This is a genomic window from Vibrio quintilis, assembly GCF_024529975.1.
GTDB lineage: Bacteria > Pseudomonadota > Gammaproteobacteria > Enterobacterales > Vibrionaceae > Vibrio > Vibrio quintilis.
The window spans coordinates 1,138,386-1,155,418 of record NZ_AP024898.1 but is presented as its reverse complement, the minus strand read 5'-3'; the positions used below and the strand labels follow the sequence as shown (position 1 = coordinate 1,155,418).

The 17,033-nt window shown below is 46.6% G+C and carries 15 protein-coding genes; 14 read left to right on the top strand and 1 reads right to left on the bottom strand.

Annotated elements, in window-relative coordinates; translation table 11 throughout:
- Positions 1–99: 99 nt before the first annotated feature.
- The 12 genes from OC443_RS23695 (at position 100) to OC443_RS23640 (ending at position 11,095) form a co-directional block, all read left to right on the top strand.
- On the top strand, positions 100–2,292 hold the full coding sequence (locus OC443_RS23695) for a DUF1565 domain-containing protein (protein ID WP_073584069.1): 2,193 nt from the start codon (positions 100–102) through the stop codon (positions 2,290–2,292).
- Positions 2,293–2,664: 372 nt separating this feature from the next.
- Complete coding sequence (locus OC443_RS23690) at positions 2,665–3,342, top strand: GGDEF domain-containing protein (protein ID WP_073584067.1); 678 nt, start codon at positions 2,665–2,667, stop codon at positions 3,340–3,342.
- Positions 3,339–3,722 carry a BLUF domain-containing protein gene (locus OC443_RS23685; RefSeq protein ID WP_073584065.1) on the top strand — a complete coding sequence of 128 codons (384 nt, stop codon included), beginning with the start codon at positions 3,339–3,341 and terminating at the stop codon, positions 3,720–3,722. The genes OC443_RS23690 and OC443_RS23685 overlap by 4 nt, the downstream gene beginning before the upstream one ends.
- Positions 3,723–3,913: 191 nt before the next feature.
- On the top strand, positions 3,914–4,834 hold the full coding sequence (locus tag OC443_RS23680; protein WP_083601659.1) for a substrate-binding domain-containing protein: 921 nt from the start codon (positions 3,914–3,916) through the stop codon (positions 4,832–4,834).
- Between the two features lie 121 nt (positions 4,835–4,955).
- Positions 4,956–5,375: a nuclear transport factor 2 family protein gene (locus OC443_RS23675; protein ID WP_073584063.1), complete on the top strand. Its 420-nt coding sequence runs from the start codon at positions 4,956–4,958 to the stop codon at positions 5,373–5,375.
- Positions 5,372–6,097, top strand: a complete 726-nt coding sequence (locus OC443_RS23670) for an SDR family NAD(P)-dependent oxidoreductase (RefSeq protein WP_073584061.1) — start codon at positions 5,372–5,374, stop codon at positions 6,095–6,097. Before OC443_RS23675 ends, OC443_RS23670 begins: the two co-directional genes overlap by 4 nt.
- A gap of 10 nt (positions 6,098–6,107) precedes the next feature.
- Positions 6,108–7,406 (top strand): NAD(P)/FAD-dependent oxidoreductase, encoded by a 1,299-nt coding sequence (locus tag OC443_RS23665; protein ID WP_073584059.1) that lies wholly within the window; start codon positions 6,108–6,110, stop codon positions 7,404–7,406.
- Complete coding sequence (locus OC443_RS23660) at positions 7,406–8,161, top strand: DUF1365 domain-containing protein (protein WP_073584057.1); 756 nt, start codon at positions 7,406–7,408, stop codon at positions 8,159–8,161. Before OC443_RS23665 ends, OC443_RS23660 begins: the two co-directional genes overlap by 1 nt.
- A 1-nt stretch (position 8,162) precedes the next feature.
- Entirely contained in the window at positions 8,163–9,404 is a 1,242-nt protein-coding gene (locus OC443_RS23655) for an SAM-dependent methyltransferase (RefSeq protein WP_073584055.1), read from the top strand.
- Positions 9,401–9,940, top strand: a complete 540-nt coding sequence (locus tag OC443_RS23650) for a DUF2878 domain-containing protein (protein WP_073584053.1) — start codon at positions 9,401–9,403, stop codon at positions 9,938–9,940. The genes OC443_RS23655 and OC443_RS23650 overlap by 4 nt, the downstream gene beginning before the upstream one ends.
- Positions 9,867–10,505 (top strand): chalcone isomerase family protein, encoded by a 639-nt coding sequence (locus OC443_RS23645; protein WP_262021763.1) that lies wholly within the window; start codon positions 9,867–9,869, stop codon positions 10,503–10,505. The genes OC443_RS23650 and OC443_RS23645 overlap by 74 nt, the downstream gene beginning before the upstream one ends.
- A gap of 53 nt (positions 10,506–10,558) precedes the next feature.
- The gene (locus tag OC443_RS23640; RefSeq protein WP_073582911.1) at positions 10,559–11,095 is read left to right on the top strand and encodes a DUF3833 domain-containing protein; all 537 of its coding nucleotides are present in this window, start codon (positions 10,559–10,561) and stop codon (positions 11,093–11,095) included.
- Between the two features lie 85 nt (positions 11,096–11,180).
- Here OC443_RS23640 and rnb read toward each other — a convergent pair whose 3' ends face one another.
- Positions 11,181–13,172, bottom strand: coding sequence for an exoribonuclease II (gene rnb, locus OC443_RS23635; RefSeq protein WP_073582785.1), 1,992 nt, complete (start codon positions 13,170–13,172; stop codon positions 11,181–11,183).
- Between the two features lie 548 nt (positions 13,173–13,720).
- Here rnb and OC443_RS23630 point away from each other — a divergent pair.
- Positions 13,721–15,598, top strand: coding sequence for a DEAD/DEAH box helicase (locus tag OC443_RS23630; protein WP_073582787.1), 1,878 nt, complete (start codon positions 13,721–13,723; stop codon positions 15,596–15,598).
- A gap of 244 nt (positions 15,599–15,842) precedes the next feature.
- Positions 15,843–17,021 carry a LuxE/PaaK family acyltransferase gene (locus OC443_RS23625; protein WP_073582789.1) on the top strand — a complete coding sequence of 393 codons (1,179 nt, stop codon included), beginning with the start codon at positions 15,843–15,845 and terminating at the stop codon, positions 17,019–17,021.
- The last annotated feature ends 12 nt before the right edge of the window (positions 17,022–17,033 follow it).

The window sequence follows — 17,033 nt, the reverse complement described above, 5'->3', positions numbered from 1 at the left end:
AAAACGATTCGTTATAAAAAATTATACCCGAACAACCTGCATCTTCAGGTTGCTTGGGTATATCAATTTACAAGAGAATAAATAGAAGGATACAAAGGTATGAATAATAAACAACGGCTGGCTTCATGGCTGGTTGCCGGGAGTCTGATGCTTTGCGGCTATCCGTCACTGGCCGGGGCAAATTCGCTCAATGTCGAGCTGGAAAACTTTTCCGGTCAGTCTCAGTTTTCCCCTTTTTCGGTCAAATCTGATATATCCGCTTCCGGTGGGAAATATATTGTCTGGGCGGATAATGGTGATCAGGTGCTGAAGTCAGCCAGCAACAGCAGCAGCGGACTGGTGGCGGTGAAATTTTCACTGACAGACAGCGCTGATGTGGCATTTCAGATCCGGGTCAAACTGCCGGACACCGGCGATGACTCTTTTTATTACAAACTGGATTCGTCAGGCTGGCAGGTCCAGAACAATCAAACTTATTCTGCGTGGCAGACTTTACAGCCAACAACTTTTAGCAGTGTTTCTGCAGGGACACACACACTTTATATACAACGGCGTGAATATGGTGCACAGCTTGACCGGGTGATTCTGAAGCCTTCATCCGGGACGATCACCTATGCAGGAACAGCCGATGTTACACCGGATTTCTCTCATCCAGTTTATGTCTCCAATGACGGCAGTGATTATCAGGGCAACGGGACGAAATCGAAACCATACCGGACACTGACCAAAGTCGCGAAAGTCGCTACTGCCGGCACGACTGTGCTGGTTCACGGCGGCACTTATTCTGAAAACGATATTACTCCGGCAAATTCAGGAAAAGAGGGCAGCTACATTGTGTTCCGGCCCTGGCCGGGAACGGGAACTGTCACGGTGAAATATCCGTCATATATTTCCGATGTCACGCCGTTATTTAATTTATCCGGCAAAAACTATATCTGGATCGAAGGTTTTCAATTTAAAGGCTATACCAAAGGGCTGTCGACGATATACGTGTCTGCCGGTAACAATAATGTGGTGACGAACAACCGTTTTATTGACCTGGGTAATAAAGAGGTGGGCAAATGGAACGGCAACCATGTGGTTGGTCTGTTTAATTCATCCAATAACGTGGTTTGTAATAACTACTTTGAAAATATTTATGGGGATGGTGTCGGCATCAATTCGCAGAAATCTCAGCAGAATCTGGTGTGTCAGAACACATTTAAAACCTTCAAAGGTAAATTGCGCAGCTGGGGCGGGTCGTATCTGTATTCCCGTGCGATTGATGTACAGGATATGTCAGACGGGAACAATGTGGTTGCCTTTAACCATGCAGAAGATGTCTATCACCATATCTGGCTTGACCGGGACGGTAGTAACAATGTGATCTTAAGAAACTACGGCAGGGACGGTAGCGGCAATGTCTTTAATGAATCCCGCTGTAAGAAAAATCTGATTCAGGAAAACATCTCAGTCGGAATGACATCCGGTTATATGACCGCTTACTACACTTCAACCGGCTGGACAGAAAAGGCCCGCTGGATTGGTAATGTCGCTTATAAGAATACCGTCGGGTTTACGATTCATAAGTCGAAACAGGATGAGTTTCGCAACAATATTACCTACAACAATACAAAATATAATCTGATTTATACCGATGCAGCCCGTAACAATGGTCCGCACGTGTTCAAAAATAACCTGTGGTATACCGCAGGAAAAAGTCAGTCGATTCAGTTTGGTGGCATACCTTCGGCAACTGAGAGCGGTGGTTCAACGTATCCCGGATCAGATATCACCGTGGCTGCTTTTCAGAACAATGTCAGTGAAAGCGGTGGCCTTTCTGTCAATCCGCTTTTCTATGGTTCGGATGATTTCAGGCTCAAGTCGAATAGTCCGGCGAAGAATGCGGGAGATAACGGGCAGGATCTGGGTGTTTATGCTTATTATCCGGGAACGTCAACCGGCTGGAATGCTGATGCGGAATCAGCAGATACCATCATTTATTTTGATCAGCTGATTTCTGCCGCAGAGCGGGGTAAAACAGTCTCGCTGACCGTGAAACTAAACCGGGCATCTGCTTATCAGGTGAAGGCCAGTGTTAAACCAATCGCCGGAGATGCGGAAAAAGATACTGATTTTACCCTCTCCGGTTCTTATCTGATTTTCAAGCCGGGCGAAACCAGCAAAACGGTGAAAGTCACGACCAAAGGCTATTTTGACTACGATGAGCTGGTAGCATTCAGAATTCAGGATGTGGTAAATGCTTCAGCCAGTGGCAGAAATTTGCGGGTGCTCAGAGTGAAAGCACGTTAATCGCTGTGTTTGTGTTGACATCCTGATGACAAAGCGGCATCGCTGGTGCCGCTTTCAGGGAGTCCGGATGGTGAGTTATCAATGTCAACATATTCTTTGAGGTTTTATTCACACACTTGTATACCCAGGCAACCTGAAGATGCATGATTCAGCTCACGCCCTTCGGGTGAGTTTGTCTGGCTCTGATACGGCGTGACTGATTTTCAACGTAGAATGACTCTGTCTTCAAATCAGTGCCTTGTCTCAAAGCCAGACAAATCTCACTGAACCCTGCATCTTCAGGTTGTTTGGGTATATAGCTTTGACTATATTTTAGCTATTGATGACCCATATGTTATTGCTGTTTATAACTGTTTAATATGTTTCTGGCCGATGAGTAATGATTTTGAAATAAAGAAAAAAATATTCTGCCATGAAGTAAAAGAATTTTTTATCTCCGGAAGAAAAGCTTCTTATCTGGATAATATTCCTGCGCTTTTTAATGAAGGGATTATTTCTAAATTCAATATTGTTACCGACGTATTGAAAGATCTGATTGCGTCTCATATAGCAGAAAAAGAAGATTTTCAGGTATTAATTGAAAGGTATCTGGAATTATTATCTGTTTTGGTCCGGATGGAACATCACGTCTGTTATACCGATCATCTTACGGGAATGTTTAATTTTAACTACCTGAAAACACTGGAAAATGAATTAAATCATAAAGAGTTCAGTTTATATTTTTTTGATATCGATAACATGAAGCTGGCCAATGATAAATTTGGCCATGAATATGGCAATGAGATGATCGTTAACTTTGCCAAAGCACTGAAACAGTCTTTCCGGCTGACTGATTTAATTTTCAGATATGGTGGTGATGAGTTCATTGTCATTATCCTGCGTGATGATATCGAGATTGAAGACATGATATCGAGAGTTCAAAATCAGACATGTATCGAAAAATATCAGATGTCATTCAGTGTTGGTCATCATTTAAATACCAACGCCAGCTTGTTCGATACCATTCATCAGGCTGATTCTATGATGTATGAAAGGAAGAAAAATAAATGACCTGCAAATATTTACTTTATTCCAGTACAGCGAACTTAGCGGAAGTGAATGTACATGACATTCTTGAAGTATCCAGAGAGAAAAATAAGCAGTTTGGCATCACCGGATATTTAATTTCACATTTCAATGGTTTTTATCAATATATTGAAGGGGATGAAGCCGCGATTGATCAGCTTTATCATAATATTTCAGCAGATGACCGGCATTCTGATGTGGAAATTCTGTTATCAGGCTATCGGGACACACGCCTTTTCCCCGACTGGCAGATGGGCTATCTGCGGGTTGAAACTGAGGATGTCTGGCACTGGGGACAGGCGGGCCAAAATAATAACGCGATTGAAGAATTTTATCAGGCCGTCAGTGAAAGTTTGGTGCTTTGACTTATTTGTTTTCATCCGCCAGTTTAAGGTATTTCTGTTCAATGAAGTCTTTCTCTTTCCGGGTGTTCTGGCATCTGGCGCAGGGAAAGGTGCTGATTGCCGGCTTTTAATCAGAGCCGTTTGGTCTTGTTTTTCTGGTTAACTTTATCTTGTCTATACTAAAGGTATTGCTTATAACCCGAAGAATTCTGATGAAATTTTTACCGATCATTCTGTTATTCATGCTGAGCTGGGTGCCGGGTAGTTACGCGGCTAAGCCCGGAAAAAACATACCCGGAGAAAACTGTATCGCTATGGTTGTTTCCGGCAGTGACAGCCGGCAGTTCTGGTCCAAAATGATCAATGGCGCCCGGCTGGCGGGAAAGGAGCTGGGCATTGACGTTTTTGCCAGAGGAACGGTGAATGATAACGATACCAAAGGACAAAAATTTATTCTGGACAATCTGATGGAGAAGTATCGTTGCCGGGGTGTGCTTATTGCACCATCGGATGTATCCCGGAATCAGGATGTGGCCAGGTTAAAGCAGCAGAATATTCCGGTTATTTATATTGATCGGGATACCGGTGGAGACCGTTTAATCTCAGTGAAAACTGATAATGAAGTTGCCGGGGCACTGGCGGCCCGGAAAATGGCCGAAAAATTAGGGGGGCGTGGCAATGTGCTGGTGTTTCGTCTTCAAAAAGGCGTGGTTTCAACCGATGCCAGAGAAGCCGGATTTGTCCGGGAAGCCAGAAAAGCGGGTTTAAAAGTGATGATTTCCGGTTATCTGGGTACCCGGATTGGGGATGCTAAGGCCAGGGCCGGCAAAAAAATGCTACAGACGGCAGAAGTCAATGGCATTTTTACACCCAATGACACCACAACGATTGGTGTGTTGCAGGCCCGTGAAATGTTAAATATATACCGGGATGCAATTCACATCGGCTTTGATCAGGACACCTACATCATCAGTGCGCTGAAGCAGGGCATGCTTCATGGCTATATTGCCCAGCTGCCGTTTGATATCGGCTATCAGGCAACCTATGCGTTATACCAGGCCCTGCACGGGGAGTCGCTGAAAGAGGACATCAAAGTCAAAGTTTTGTACATCGATCAGAATACTATTCAGTGAACCGGTTTTAAACTTATACAAAATCTGATTTGTATAACTATTCAGACTGTACTAAATTATATAGGTAAGTTGTACAATTTGTTATTTTGTACAATTAAACTGTAGCAATCAGGTAACGATTATGGATGTGCAGCATTTTTCCAGGACGTATCAAAAGCTGGATCAGTTCCATCTGGACCTTCTCGATGAAATCTATCATCCGGAGGTTGTGTTTGAAGATCCGGCGCACCGTGTTCTGGGTCTCTCTTCTTTGCGTAACTATTTTGAGCATTTGTTTGAGAATGTGAGCGAGTGCCATTTTTACATCGAAGAGCAGTTTCAACAGCAGGATATTGGCTTTATCACCTGGAAAATGGTGTTTATTAATACAAGACTCAATAAAGGGCAACCGGTAGAAGTGCATGGAGTGAGTCAGATTCAGTTTTCAGACGGACTGGTGAAATATCACCGCGATTACTTCGATTTAGGCAGCATGGTTTATGAGCATGTGCCATTGGTTGGCTGGGCTGTGAAACAACTGAAGCAGAGGCTGAGCCAATGAAAACGGTATTAATTACAGGCGCCACATCAGGGATCGGACAACAGCTGGCCGCAGATTATGCGCAGGATGGCTGGTCTGTGGTGGCATGCGGCAGAAATGAGCAGCGGCTTGAGGCACTCAAAGAATCTCATCCGGGAATCCGTACATTGCGTTTTGATGTCACACAACTGCAGGAAGCGGAAGCGGCTTTTGCACAGCTGTCATTTGTGCCCGATTTATGGATTCTGAATGCCGGTGATTGTGAATATATTGATGACGGTCAGATAGACAGCGAACTGTGCCGGCGGGTGATGAACGTGAATTTCTTCGGCGTCTTGCATTGTTTGCAGGCGGCACAGCGCTATCTGAGAAGCGGCAACCATGTTGCGGTGGTGAGTTCTGTCGCCAGTGTCGTGCCGCTGCCCCGGTCGGAAGCTTATGGTGCATCAAAAGCTGCACTTGACTACTTTCTCTCTGCACTTCAGCTGGACTGGCATCACAAGGATATCGATATTTCACTGATTTCTCCTGGTTTTGTCGATACGCCGCTGACACAGAAAAACACGTTCGCTATGCCGATGTGTATTTCCGTGCAGGATGCTTCAAAAGCGATTCGCATGGCGCTGGCGAAGAGAAAGTCCCGGATTTATTTTCCGCGTCTTTTTACCGGTATGCTGCGTTTGATCAGGCTGCTGCCGCACGACATTCAGCAATGGGTTGTCCGTTACCTGACCCGTAAATAAGGAAAGAAAGATGAAAATAGCAATTATTGGTTCAGGCATTTCCGGACTGACCTGCGGGTATCACCTCTGCCGTGAACATGAGGTCACTGTGTATGAGGCCGGTGATTATATCGGCGGTCACACAGCCACAGTGGATGTTAACCTTGGCGGTCATGACTATGCGGTCGATACCGGATTTATTGTCTGTAATGACAAAACTTATCCGGAATTTATGCAGCTGATGGATGAATTAGAGGTTGAGCGGGTTCCGACTGAGATGAGTTTCAGCGTCAGTAATCAGATATCAGGTCTGGAATACAATGGTCACACGATCCGGACGCTGTTTGCTCAGAAGCGTAATCTATTCCGTCCGGGATTTTATGCATTTATCTATGAGATTTTGCGCTTCAACCGGCTGGCAAAACAGTTTTACCGCACCCGGCTGGCCGAAGCTGAGTTGCTGACACTGGGAGAATTTCTCAGCCGGCATCGCTTTTCTGCTTATTTCAGTGACAATTATATATTGCCGATGGGTGCGGCAATCTGGTCTTCAACTATTGCTGATATGCGGGCTTTACCGCTGGCTTTTTTTTTACGTTTTTTCCTCAATCACGGCCTGCTGGACGTGGCCGACCGGCCGCAGTGGTATGTGATTCAAGGTGGCTCACGTTCATACATTGACCCACTGACAAAGCACTTCAGAGATCGTATCCGGCTGAACTCCCCCGTCACATCGGTCCGGCGATTCACCACGCATGTTGAAGTCGTCACAGGACAGGCGCGGGAAAGATATGATGAGGTGATTTTTGCCTGCCACAGTGATCAGGCATTAAACATGCTGGAGGATGCGACTCCGGCGGAGCAGGAAATCTTATCTTCAATGGCATATCAGGCCAATCAGGTGACACTGCATACGGATATTTCTCTGTTACCGCAGGTGCCTGAGGCGTGGGCCTCATGGAATTACCGGATCGGAACGGATAAGACAGAACAATTTCTGTCTTACGAAGCTGAACGGCCGGTGCTGACTTATAATATGAATATTCTTCAGCACATTCGTGCACCTGAAACTTTTTGTGTCAGCCTCAACAGTGACGCGCTGATTGATCCGGATAAAGTTTTAAAGCGTATTGTCTATCATCACCCTGTCTTTAATGCTGCGGCAATCTCTGCCCAGCAGAGAAAGACTGAGATCAGCGGGAGCAACCGGAGCTGGTTCTGTGGCGCGTACTGGTATAACGGTTTCCACGAAGACGGGGTGAAGAGTGCGCTGGATGTCATCCGTGGACTGAATGAACTGGCTGCACAGGTTTCACAGGGAGCTGCATAATGACAATCTTAAACAGCCAGCTGATGATTGGACGGGTCAGACACCGACGGCATACACCGGTGGCGCACGCGTTGAACAATCCGTTATTTATGCCGTGGATTGATCTCGATGAGTTGCCTGTCCTGAATGACAAATTGCGGTTATTTGGTTTTCGCTGGTGGCATTGGGCCAGATTCCGCCGGGAAGATTATCTGGGCACCGGGTCGCTGAAGTCTGCAGTGATTACCTGTGTGAATCAGCAGGCCGGAGCTTCGCTTGTACCGGAAGAAACGCAGGTGATGGCACTGATTCAGTTACGCTATCTTGGTATCTATTTCAGTCCGGTGAATTTTTACTATATTTTCGACCGGCAGGGACACTGGCTGTATATGCTGGCGGAAGTCAGTAATACCCCATGGAATGAACGACATTATTATGTGCTGGATACCGGCTCTGAGGACACGCAACATATTTGTCACCCCAAAGCATTTCATGTGTCGCCATTTAACCCGGTTGATCAGACTTACCGCTGGCGGCTGAAAGCACCGGGCCGGACACTGCGGGTGCATCTTGAATGTATCCGGGAACAAACTGTATTTGATGCAACACTGAATATGAAAGCCATTGAATTTTCGGATAAAAAATTTCTGAGTTTACTGGCAAAAACACCGATTGTTTCACTGAAAATATTATGGGGGATTTACTGGCATGCCTTTCGTTTGTGGCGGAAAGGTGCTCCGGTGTATGACCATCCCCGAAAACATGGAGGAGCGTGATATGACAGAGACGTTAATATCGGGTAAGGCAATGTCCGGAACTGATTCCGGCGCTAAAGCAATTCTTTTTCGTTGTCTTGAGCAGATTCAGACCGGCTCCCTGGTCATTGAAGAGACTTTTGCACCGTCCGGACACGGCGATCAGATTGTATTTGGTGATGCCCACAACCAACCTTTGCAAGCCCATATTTATGTGGATCATCCCGGTTTATACAAACGTGTCTTGAAAGGCGGCAGCATTGCCGCTGCGGAAGCTTATATTGATGGCTGGTGGGAAGCGGATGATCTGACAGCTGTCATGCAGCTGATGGCGGAAAATCTCAATGCCCTTGATGCATTTGAAGATCGATCGTCATGGTGGGTGACCCGGCTGTATAAAGTGGCGCACTGGCTGAGAGATAACTCTGTCACCCGGGCAAAAGAGAATATTCACGCCCACTATGATTTGGGTAATGAGATGTACCAGCTGTTTCTGGATAAACAAATGTTGTATTCAAGCGGGATTTTTCTGCACAACAAAGCGTCACTCGAAGATGCACAGGAAAATAAAATGTGGCGCTTGTGTGAACAGTTGCAACTGAAGAAAAGTGACCATGTGCTTGAAATTGGCAGCGGGTGGGGCGCGATGGCGGTTTATATGGCAAAGCATTATGGCTGCCGGGTCACGACGACCACGATTTCTGATGCGCAGTATGATTATGCCAAAGCCGCGGTTAAAGCCGCAGGACTGGAAGATAAAGTGACGCTGCTCAAACAGGATTACCGTTGCCTGATCGGACAGTTTGATAAGCTGGTTTCTATTGAAATGATCGAAGCTGTTGGCAAAGCTTATCTGCCAGTTTTTATTGAGCAATGTAATGCGTTGGTCAAACCGGGCGGGCTGATGGCGATACAAATGATCACGATTGCTGACCAGCGGCTGGATTATTATGCGCGCAATGTGGATTTTATCCAGAAATATGTTTTTCCCGGTGGTTTTCTTCCTTCGGTGACTGCCTTACTGGCACAGATGACCCGGTACAGCCGGATGGTGGTGCGGGATATTGAGGATATTGGTCTGGACTATGCGACAACGCTTCAACACTGGCGGATGCGGTTTGAATCGCGTCTTGATGATGTCAGAGCGTTAGGTTATGACGAATCGTTTATCCGGATGTGGCGGTACTATCTTTGCTACTGTGAGGGCGGATTTTTATCCCGCGGGATCAGTACAGTGCAAATGACATTTGAGAAACAAAAATGAAGCCGGTTAAAACGCCAGAGCTTATTCTGGTCTCATTGATTTTTCAGGGTGTATGGCTGCTTGCTGTCTTGGGACAGTCACGCTGGCAAAACGCGTTGTGGGTATTTTTGGTGATCGCCGTGTTATGGCTGTGGCGATACCGCAAAGCGGTACTGTTAACCGGACGACGGGTGCTGGCGATGGGCCTGATGATCGATGGGCTGAATATTGTATTTGGTGTTTTGGTCTTTACTACCACCGGATTTCCCGGCTGGCTTGCGGCGTTGTGGGTTGCATTTGCCTGTTATAGCGGCTATCTGGTGCCTGTCCTGACAAAATGGCCATTGCCGTTTGTCATCATGTCTGGTGCCTGTTCCGGCATGGCGAGTTACTATGCCGGGATGAAACTCAGTGCGGTCGGGTTTAGCTACTCACTGCCGTTGACGTTAAGTATTCTCTGGCTGGAATGGGGAGTCATCATCTATGCAGTACTTAAAATTTATGCGGACCAAAGTGACAGCTTATGTGTTGATGAGCGTCGCCAGTCTGCTGATTAGTGGCGGGTTTGTTTATACAGGTACAGCCTTTGCTGGTACGGTACAGCTCAGTGACATGATTGATCATGCAGCGGATGCCGGACAAGGGGCCGGGGTAAAAGACTGGAAACAGTGGCCCGCGGTGGGAAAGGCTGAATTACGCTGGTTTGTGTTTGATGTGTATACCTCAGAACTGCGGAGTGAAAGTGGTCGCTATCAGGAGAATCAGCGACCGGTGGATCAAAATCTGGTACTGAAGATTACTTACCGCCGCTCAATTGATGCCGAAGATCTGTTAGAAGCGACGCAGGAACAGTGGCTTCATCTGGGATACGCCCAAACAGATATTGAGCAGTGGAGTAAAGTATTGGCGGAAATTTATCCTTCCGTCAGTGAAGGGGATGAATTGAGCTTTGTGATTCACAATCAGCAGGGCGGTTTTTTCTTCCGTAAAAGAACACAGGCTGACTGGCAGTCTCTGGGGGAAATAAAAGAGCCGCTATTCAGTAATGCGTTTATTTCGATCTGGCTGTCACCTGAGACGGAATACCCGCGGCTTCGGCAACAATTAATCGGAGGAGTGTGATGATGCAGTCAGTGAGACGGAAAGCCGTTCGCCGGATGAACCGGGCAAGATGGATGAAAAAGCTTCAGTGGGCAGTCGTGGTTCTGTTTGCATGGGTTGTTTTCGGATGTTCGGCAGATCTGAAAGATTATCAGTCCCGGTCTCCGGCCTTTGACCTGTTTCAGTACTTTGAAGGAGAAACACTCGCCTGGGGCATGGTGCAGGATTATACCAACAAACAGACCCGGCGGTTTTATGTATCTCTGCAGGGGACAGTTAACGGCGATACCCTGGTGCTGGATGAGCAGTTTGTTTACGATGATGGCGAAAAAGAGACCCGGGTATGGACGATACAACGTTTGCCGGAAGGCCGTTACCGTGGAACCGCTGATGATATTATTGGCGTAGCCACCGGTCAGGAAAGTGGAAACGCGTTACGCTGGCAATATGATTTCCGGCTCAAACACGGTGAAGACAGTGAAACCACAGTTTCATTTGATGATTGGCTGTACCGGCAGGATGAGCGACATGTATTTAATCTGACCAGTATCCGAAAGCTGGGCGTTGAAGTTGCGAGAGTGACTTTATTTTTCCAAAAGGAAATATTTTGAGCGGTTGAGAATGAAGAATGTGTGGGCAGAAAAAAAGACCCGGATTCACTCCGGGTCAACAGACATGTAAACTGATAAAAATTTGTTACTCTGTCACTTTTTCTGCGTTGGTTTCACCGAAAGTTTCAACGGGTTTCGCCACAATATTCCGGTTTTCCTGATTAACTTCTGTCAATACGACCGGCAATACATCGCCCAGTCTGAAAATGACATCGTTATCGATCATCACCTGACCACTATCGCCGTTACAGCTGATTCGCTCTTTATTATCGAGAATCAGTGCGCCCGGAATAAAGATTGTCGCGCCGTTTTCCAGCAGTCTGGCCCTGAGTCCGGCCCGGTTAATATCAAAAATTTCTGCCTGATATTGTGTCTGTTTCTGCGGCTCTTCTGCCAGTGTGCGGGCATACAGCCAGTCACTGACGTTGCGCTCTGCAATTTTATGATGTTTGCGGTGCAGTGACAATTCTTCGCCGACCTGTTCATCTGGTGTCTGAATCGGTGCTTTGCCCATGATGTGAGATTTCAGCAAACGGTGATTGATCATATCACCATATTTACGAATCGGAGAAGTCCATGTGGCGTAAACATCCAGCCCCATAGCGAAATGCTGCGCAGGCTGGTTACAGATCTCACTGTAACTCTGGAATTTGCGCACCCGGTTATCCAGATACATGGTGTCCTGTGCGGCCAGCCAGCGACGTAAAGCAGAGAAGCCATCCAGCGTTGCCAGGGTTTCGGGTGTTTGTCCTTCCAGACCGTGCTCTGTCACCAGCCCGACCACATCCTGGATTTTTTCCGGTTTAAAGCCCGCGTGTGTGTTGAAGACACCGGTATTGAAACTTTCTTTCAGAATTTTTCCGGCGCAAACGTTGGCCGTCACCATCGCTTCTTCAACCAGACGGTTTGCACTGCGGCGTAAATCTGCATGAATTGCAATCACATCGTTATCTTCGCTCAGCTCAAAACGATAATCCGGGCGATCCGGGAAAACGACAGCGTGGGTTTCACGCCAGCCGGAACGGGCTTTCGACATATCATACAGGTCACGGACCACCTGTGAGATGGTTTCATCCGGCGACCAGGCATCTGAAGTCCCATTTTCCAGCCAGTCGGAGACATGATCGTAAACCAGCCGCGCGTGTGATTTGATATTGGCAGCAAAGAAACTGATATCATCGCCAATGGTGCCGTCCTGTGCGATTGTCACTGTACAGCACAGTGCCGGGCGGATTTCGCCTTCGATCAGTGAACAGAGGTTATCGGCCAGTTCACGAGGCAGCATCGGAATGTTGCGGCCCGGCAGATAAATGGTAAAGCCGCGCTCACGGGCCACTTTATCCATTGAATCATCCGGTGTGATATAAGCTGTTGGATCAGCAATCGCAATGGTCAGCTCAAAGTCACCATTGTCTTTACGTTTGGCAAACAGAGCATCATCCATATCTTTGGTCGATTCACCATCGATGGTGACAAAGGGTGTTGTTGTCAGATCAACCCGCGCCAGTTCTGCATCATCTTTCTGTTCCCAGTTCTCAATGCCGTCAGGTTCATGATTCGGTAAATCATTTTCTGCCAGCGTCACCCACCACGGCGCAATCTTGTCATTCGCGTCAGTAATTTTCTCACTGATTTCAACGAAAAAGCCGTTATCACCTTTCAGTGGGTGGCGGGTCAGGTGGGCGACAACCCAGTCCCCTTCCGCAAACTGTTCCGGATTCACCCCTTTCTTTGCTTTTGCTTTTAATGGCTGTTTTTTCAGTTGCGGATGATCCGGTGCAACATTCAGTTTTCCTTTATAGAGCTTTACCCGGCCGATAAAGCGGGTTAAAGAAGGTTCAAGCAGCTCCTGTGGTTCAGCAACTTCACGTTCTTTTTCCGTACGGATGATCGCAACCACTTTGTCACCGTGCATTGATTTTTTCATATACGGTGGCGGAATAAAGAAGCTGGTTTTACTGTCAACTTCCAAAAAACCGAACCCTTTATCGGTTGCTTTAATCACGCCTTCTTTCTTAGGCAGATTTTCCTGAATTTGTTGTTTGAGTTGGGCTAATAGCGGGTTATCTGAAAACATCTTTATAAATTAAACCTTTGACTTATATAGGGAAACTGCCATTCCCCAAAATCTCCCCCAAATTCCGCCCCAAAATGAGACTGGATATACAGGGCGTTTGAGTTGGGGTATTGTTACTACTCTTTATACTGTGCCACATAGTAACTGGTAATTGGATGAAAGTATATCCATGTTCCTGACTATCATCGGATGTATCAGTTACCGGATGATGAATTGGAGAGACGCGTTTTATACCCAAACAACCTGAACCCTGCATCTTCAGGTTGCTTGGGTATATACGGGACTGGCAATTAGCATTGATTCTTGTCATTTTTATGATAAACAGTGAATATCCGGCGCTTTAATTTCGAAAAATATGTGATGAATTTCAATTTTTTCTGGCTTTTTTTATGCGTTTAGGGAATAATCCGCACCCTGTTTATGTCCCTTGCCGCTTTCAGACGAAGTTAAATCTTAAGTAACTACAGAAAGGAATCTATCCTTAACCGGGTGAGAATGGGTAAAGCGTATGGGGCTATGTGTTATTTATTTTACTGACTGGGATCCCCATGCAAGAAAATCAAATTCAATTCCGCGATCTGTCTTTAACTGACGAAATTCTTTCTGCTCTGGATGGAATGGGTTTTGTCTCCCCGACGCCGATTCAGGCTGCAGCCATTCCTTACCTGCTGGAAGGACGTGATGCACTGGGTAAAGCACAGACTGGTACGGGTAAAACCGCGGCGTTTTCTTTGCCTTTACTGAATAAACTCGATCTGAATCAATACAAACCACAAGCCATCGTGATGGCGCCTACCCGCGAACTGGCAATTCAGGTCGCTGCTGAAATCAAAAATCTGGGTAAAAACATCAAAGGCCTGAAGGTGCTTGAAATCTACGGTGGTGCTTCTATCGTTGATCAAATGAGAGCACTCAGAACTGGCGCACATATTGTTGTTGGTACGCCGGGCCGGGTTAAAGATTTAATCAGCCGCGATCGTCTGCATTTAGATGAGTGTCATACTTTTGTTCTGGATGAAGCGGACGAAATGCTCAAAATGGGCTTTGTTGACGATGTGACCTGGATTATGGAGCAGGCACCGGAATCAGCACAGCGCGTTCTGTTCTCTGCAACAATGCCACCGATGGTGAAAAACATTGTTGAGCGCTTTTTGCGTGATCCGGCGAAAGTTGATGTGGCAGGCACAAACCAGACTGTTGAAAAAGTTGAGCAGCAATTCTGGGTGGTGAAGGGCGTAGAAAAAGATGAAGCGATGGCTCGTCTGCTGGAAACGGAAGAAACGGATGCGTCGATCGTATTCGTCCGTACCCGTCAGGATACGGAACGTTTGGCGGACTGGCTCTCTTCCCGTGGCTTTAAAGCGACAGCGCTGCACGGTGATATCCCTCAGTCGCTGCGTGAGCGCACGGTTGAGCATATCAAAAAAGGCGTCACCGATATTCTGGTTGCAACCGACGTTGTAGCGCGTGGTCTTGATGTGCCACGGATTACTCATGTATTTAACTACGACATTCCTTTCGATGTTGAATCTTATATTCACCGGATTGGCCGTACCGGTCGTGCCGGAAGAAAAGGCAAAGCGATCCTGCTGGTTCGTACCAATCAGATTCGCATGCTGCGGACGATTGAGCGCGTGACCCGTTCTTCAATGGAAGAAATTCAGCTGCCGCACCGCGACAAAGTCGCAGAAGCGCGTCTGGTGAAACTGAGCGAAGAACTGGATGCCGAAAAAGAACATAAAGTGTTGGATCGTTTTGAATCTCTGGTTGAAACACTCAGAGAGAAACTGGATATCGATGCAGCAACTCTGGCGGCGATGTTACTGAAACGTCAACAGGGTAAGCGTCCTTTATTCTACATCGGCGAAGATCCGATGATTGCGGAAATCGAGCGTGAAAAAGTGCGTCGCCGTGAAAGAAGAGAAAATGGTGGCAGAGATGGCAAAAAAGGCCGTACTTTCGCGCAGGGTGACTGGGAAACTTACCAGCTGCAGGTTGGTCGTGAGCAGGGCGTTCAGGTAAAAGATATCGTTGGCGCACTGGCAAACGAACTTGGTTTAACCAAAGGTTCTATCGGTGCAATCAAACTGGCACCTCAACATACATTTGTCCAGCTGCCAAAAACCATGTCTTCAGATGTTTCACGTAAGCTGAGCAAGCTGCGCATTCGTCAGAAGAATGTTGGTGCAGTTGTTTGTGATTTCAATGACTTCCGTGAATCACGTGGTGGTGGTCGTCGTGATGGCAACTCATCTGGTGGCCGTCGTGACGGACGTCATTTCGGTGGTGGTAACCGTGAAGGTGGTCACCGTGAAAGTGGTAACCGTGAAGGTGGCGAACGTCGCTTTGACCGCAACCGGGGTGGCGACAATCGTGGCTCTTATCGCGGAGAGCGTGGACACAGCCGTCCGGCACGCCGTGCTTAATACGCAAAAATCTGATGAAAAAGGGACGCTTCGGCGTCCCTTTTTTGTGCTCTGCGTCAGGATAATTTGAAAGGTGGGTAGATTCCCGCATTCCCTTTCCTTGAACTGTACCTTTCGGCTGCACGCTGAATCATGCATCTTCAGGTTGCTTGGGTATATAATTAGCCAGTTTATTCAAGAGATAGCTCCTTGAGATGAATAAGATAGTTTTTTTACTTTTATTTCAAGAAGAAAAGGAGCTTATATGGATATTGTCAATATATATAACCAGCTGAAAGAATTAGGAGGAGATTCCGTAAAATGGCTGGCCTCAGATCTGGGAATGTTATTTTCTTTAAGCACAGATCAGCAACAAACACTCAAAACTTTACTGATAAAAGACAGTTTTTCATTTCATTACGAAAATAATTCATTCTATCGCGGTCAATGTGATGAAAAAGGAGTAACACCTGATGATATTCAGAGCTTTTCGGATCTGATTAAAATTCCCGTGATTCCTGTCCATACATTTAAATCTGCTGACAGTCATAAATTGCTGACGAAGCCCTTGAATGAAATTGAACATGAAATGCGCTCAACCGGAACCAGTGGTATTCCAAGTGTTGCCCGTCGTTGCAGCGAAACCATGGATAATGCTGTCATTGGTATTTATGCGATGTACCGTGAAATGTTTAACCTTTCAAAAGGTGCCGGATTATGTGTTTGTCCTTCAACAGAAGAAATCCCTGAAATGGGGATGGTGAAAGCATTTAATTTCCTGACCGGATTGTTGGATACCCACCGCTTTATGGTGAAAAACGAGCGCTTTTCACCTGAAGATTCCATTGAACAACTTTCTCAGTGGAAAAATAAATTCACCCGGCATTTGATTGGTCCTCCTTTTTTGATTCATCGTTTAACCAGTTACCTGAAAGCGATTAATCAACCGCTTCAACTCGATAAAGACAGCATGATTATTACGCTGGGAGGCTGGAAACGATTTACCGGTCAGATGATTTCACGCCGTGAGTTTAATGCTGAAGTTGAAACTTATTTAGGTGTTCCGGCAACCAATATCCGGGATATGTATGGTTTGGTTGAAGCCAGTATGCTTGCGATTGAGAATGAATTTAATCAGAAAATTATTCCGCCGTATGTCCACTTTTCTGTCCGGGATCCGAATGATCTCAGCAAAGAAGTTCCGGATGGTGAAACCGGCCAGCTGGTCATTCTTGATCCGCTCTCCCGCGCAACACCGGGGATGTTGCTGACAGAAGATATGATTTATCTCCGGAAAGATGAAACGTTTGATCATCGGAATGCTCAGCGGATGCAATATGTGATGCGGGCTCCTAAAGCGAAAGAATTTGGATGTTGCGCTGTGAACCTTGAAAGAAAAATGGCGGCTGAAGACGAAGATTCGGTCTGTCCTGTTGCGCAGTAGTTCACAGTCATT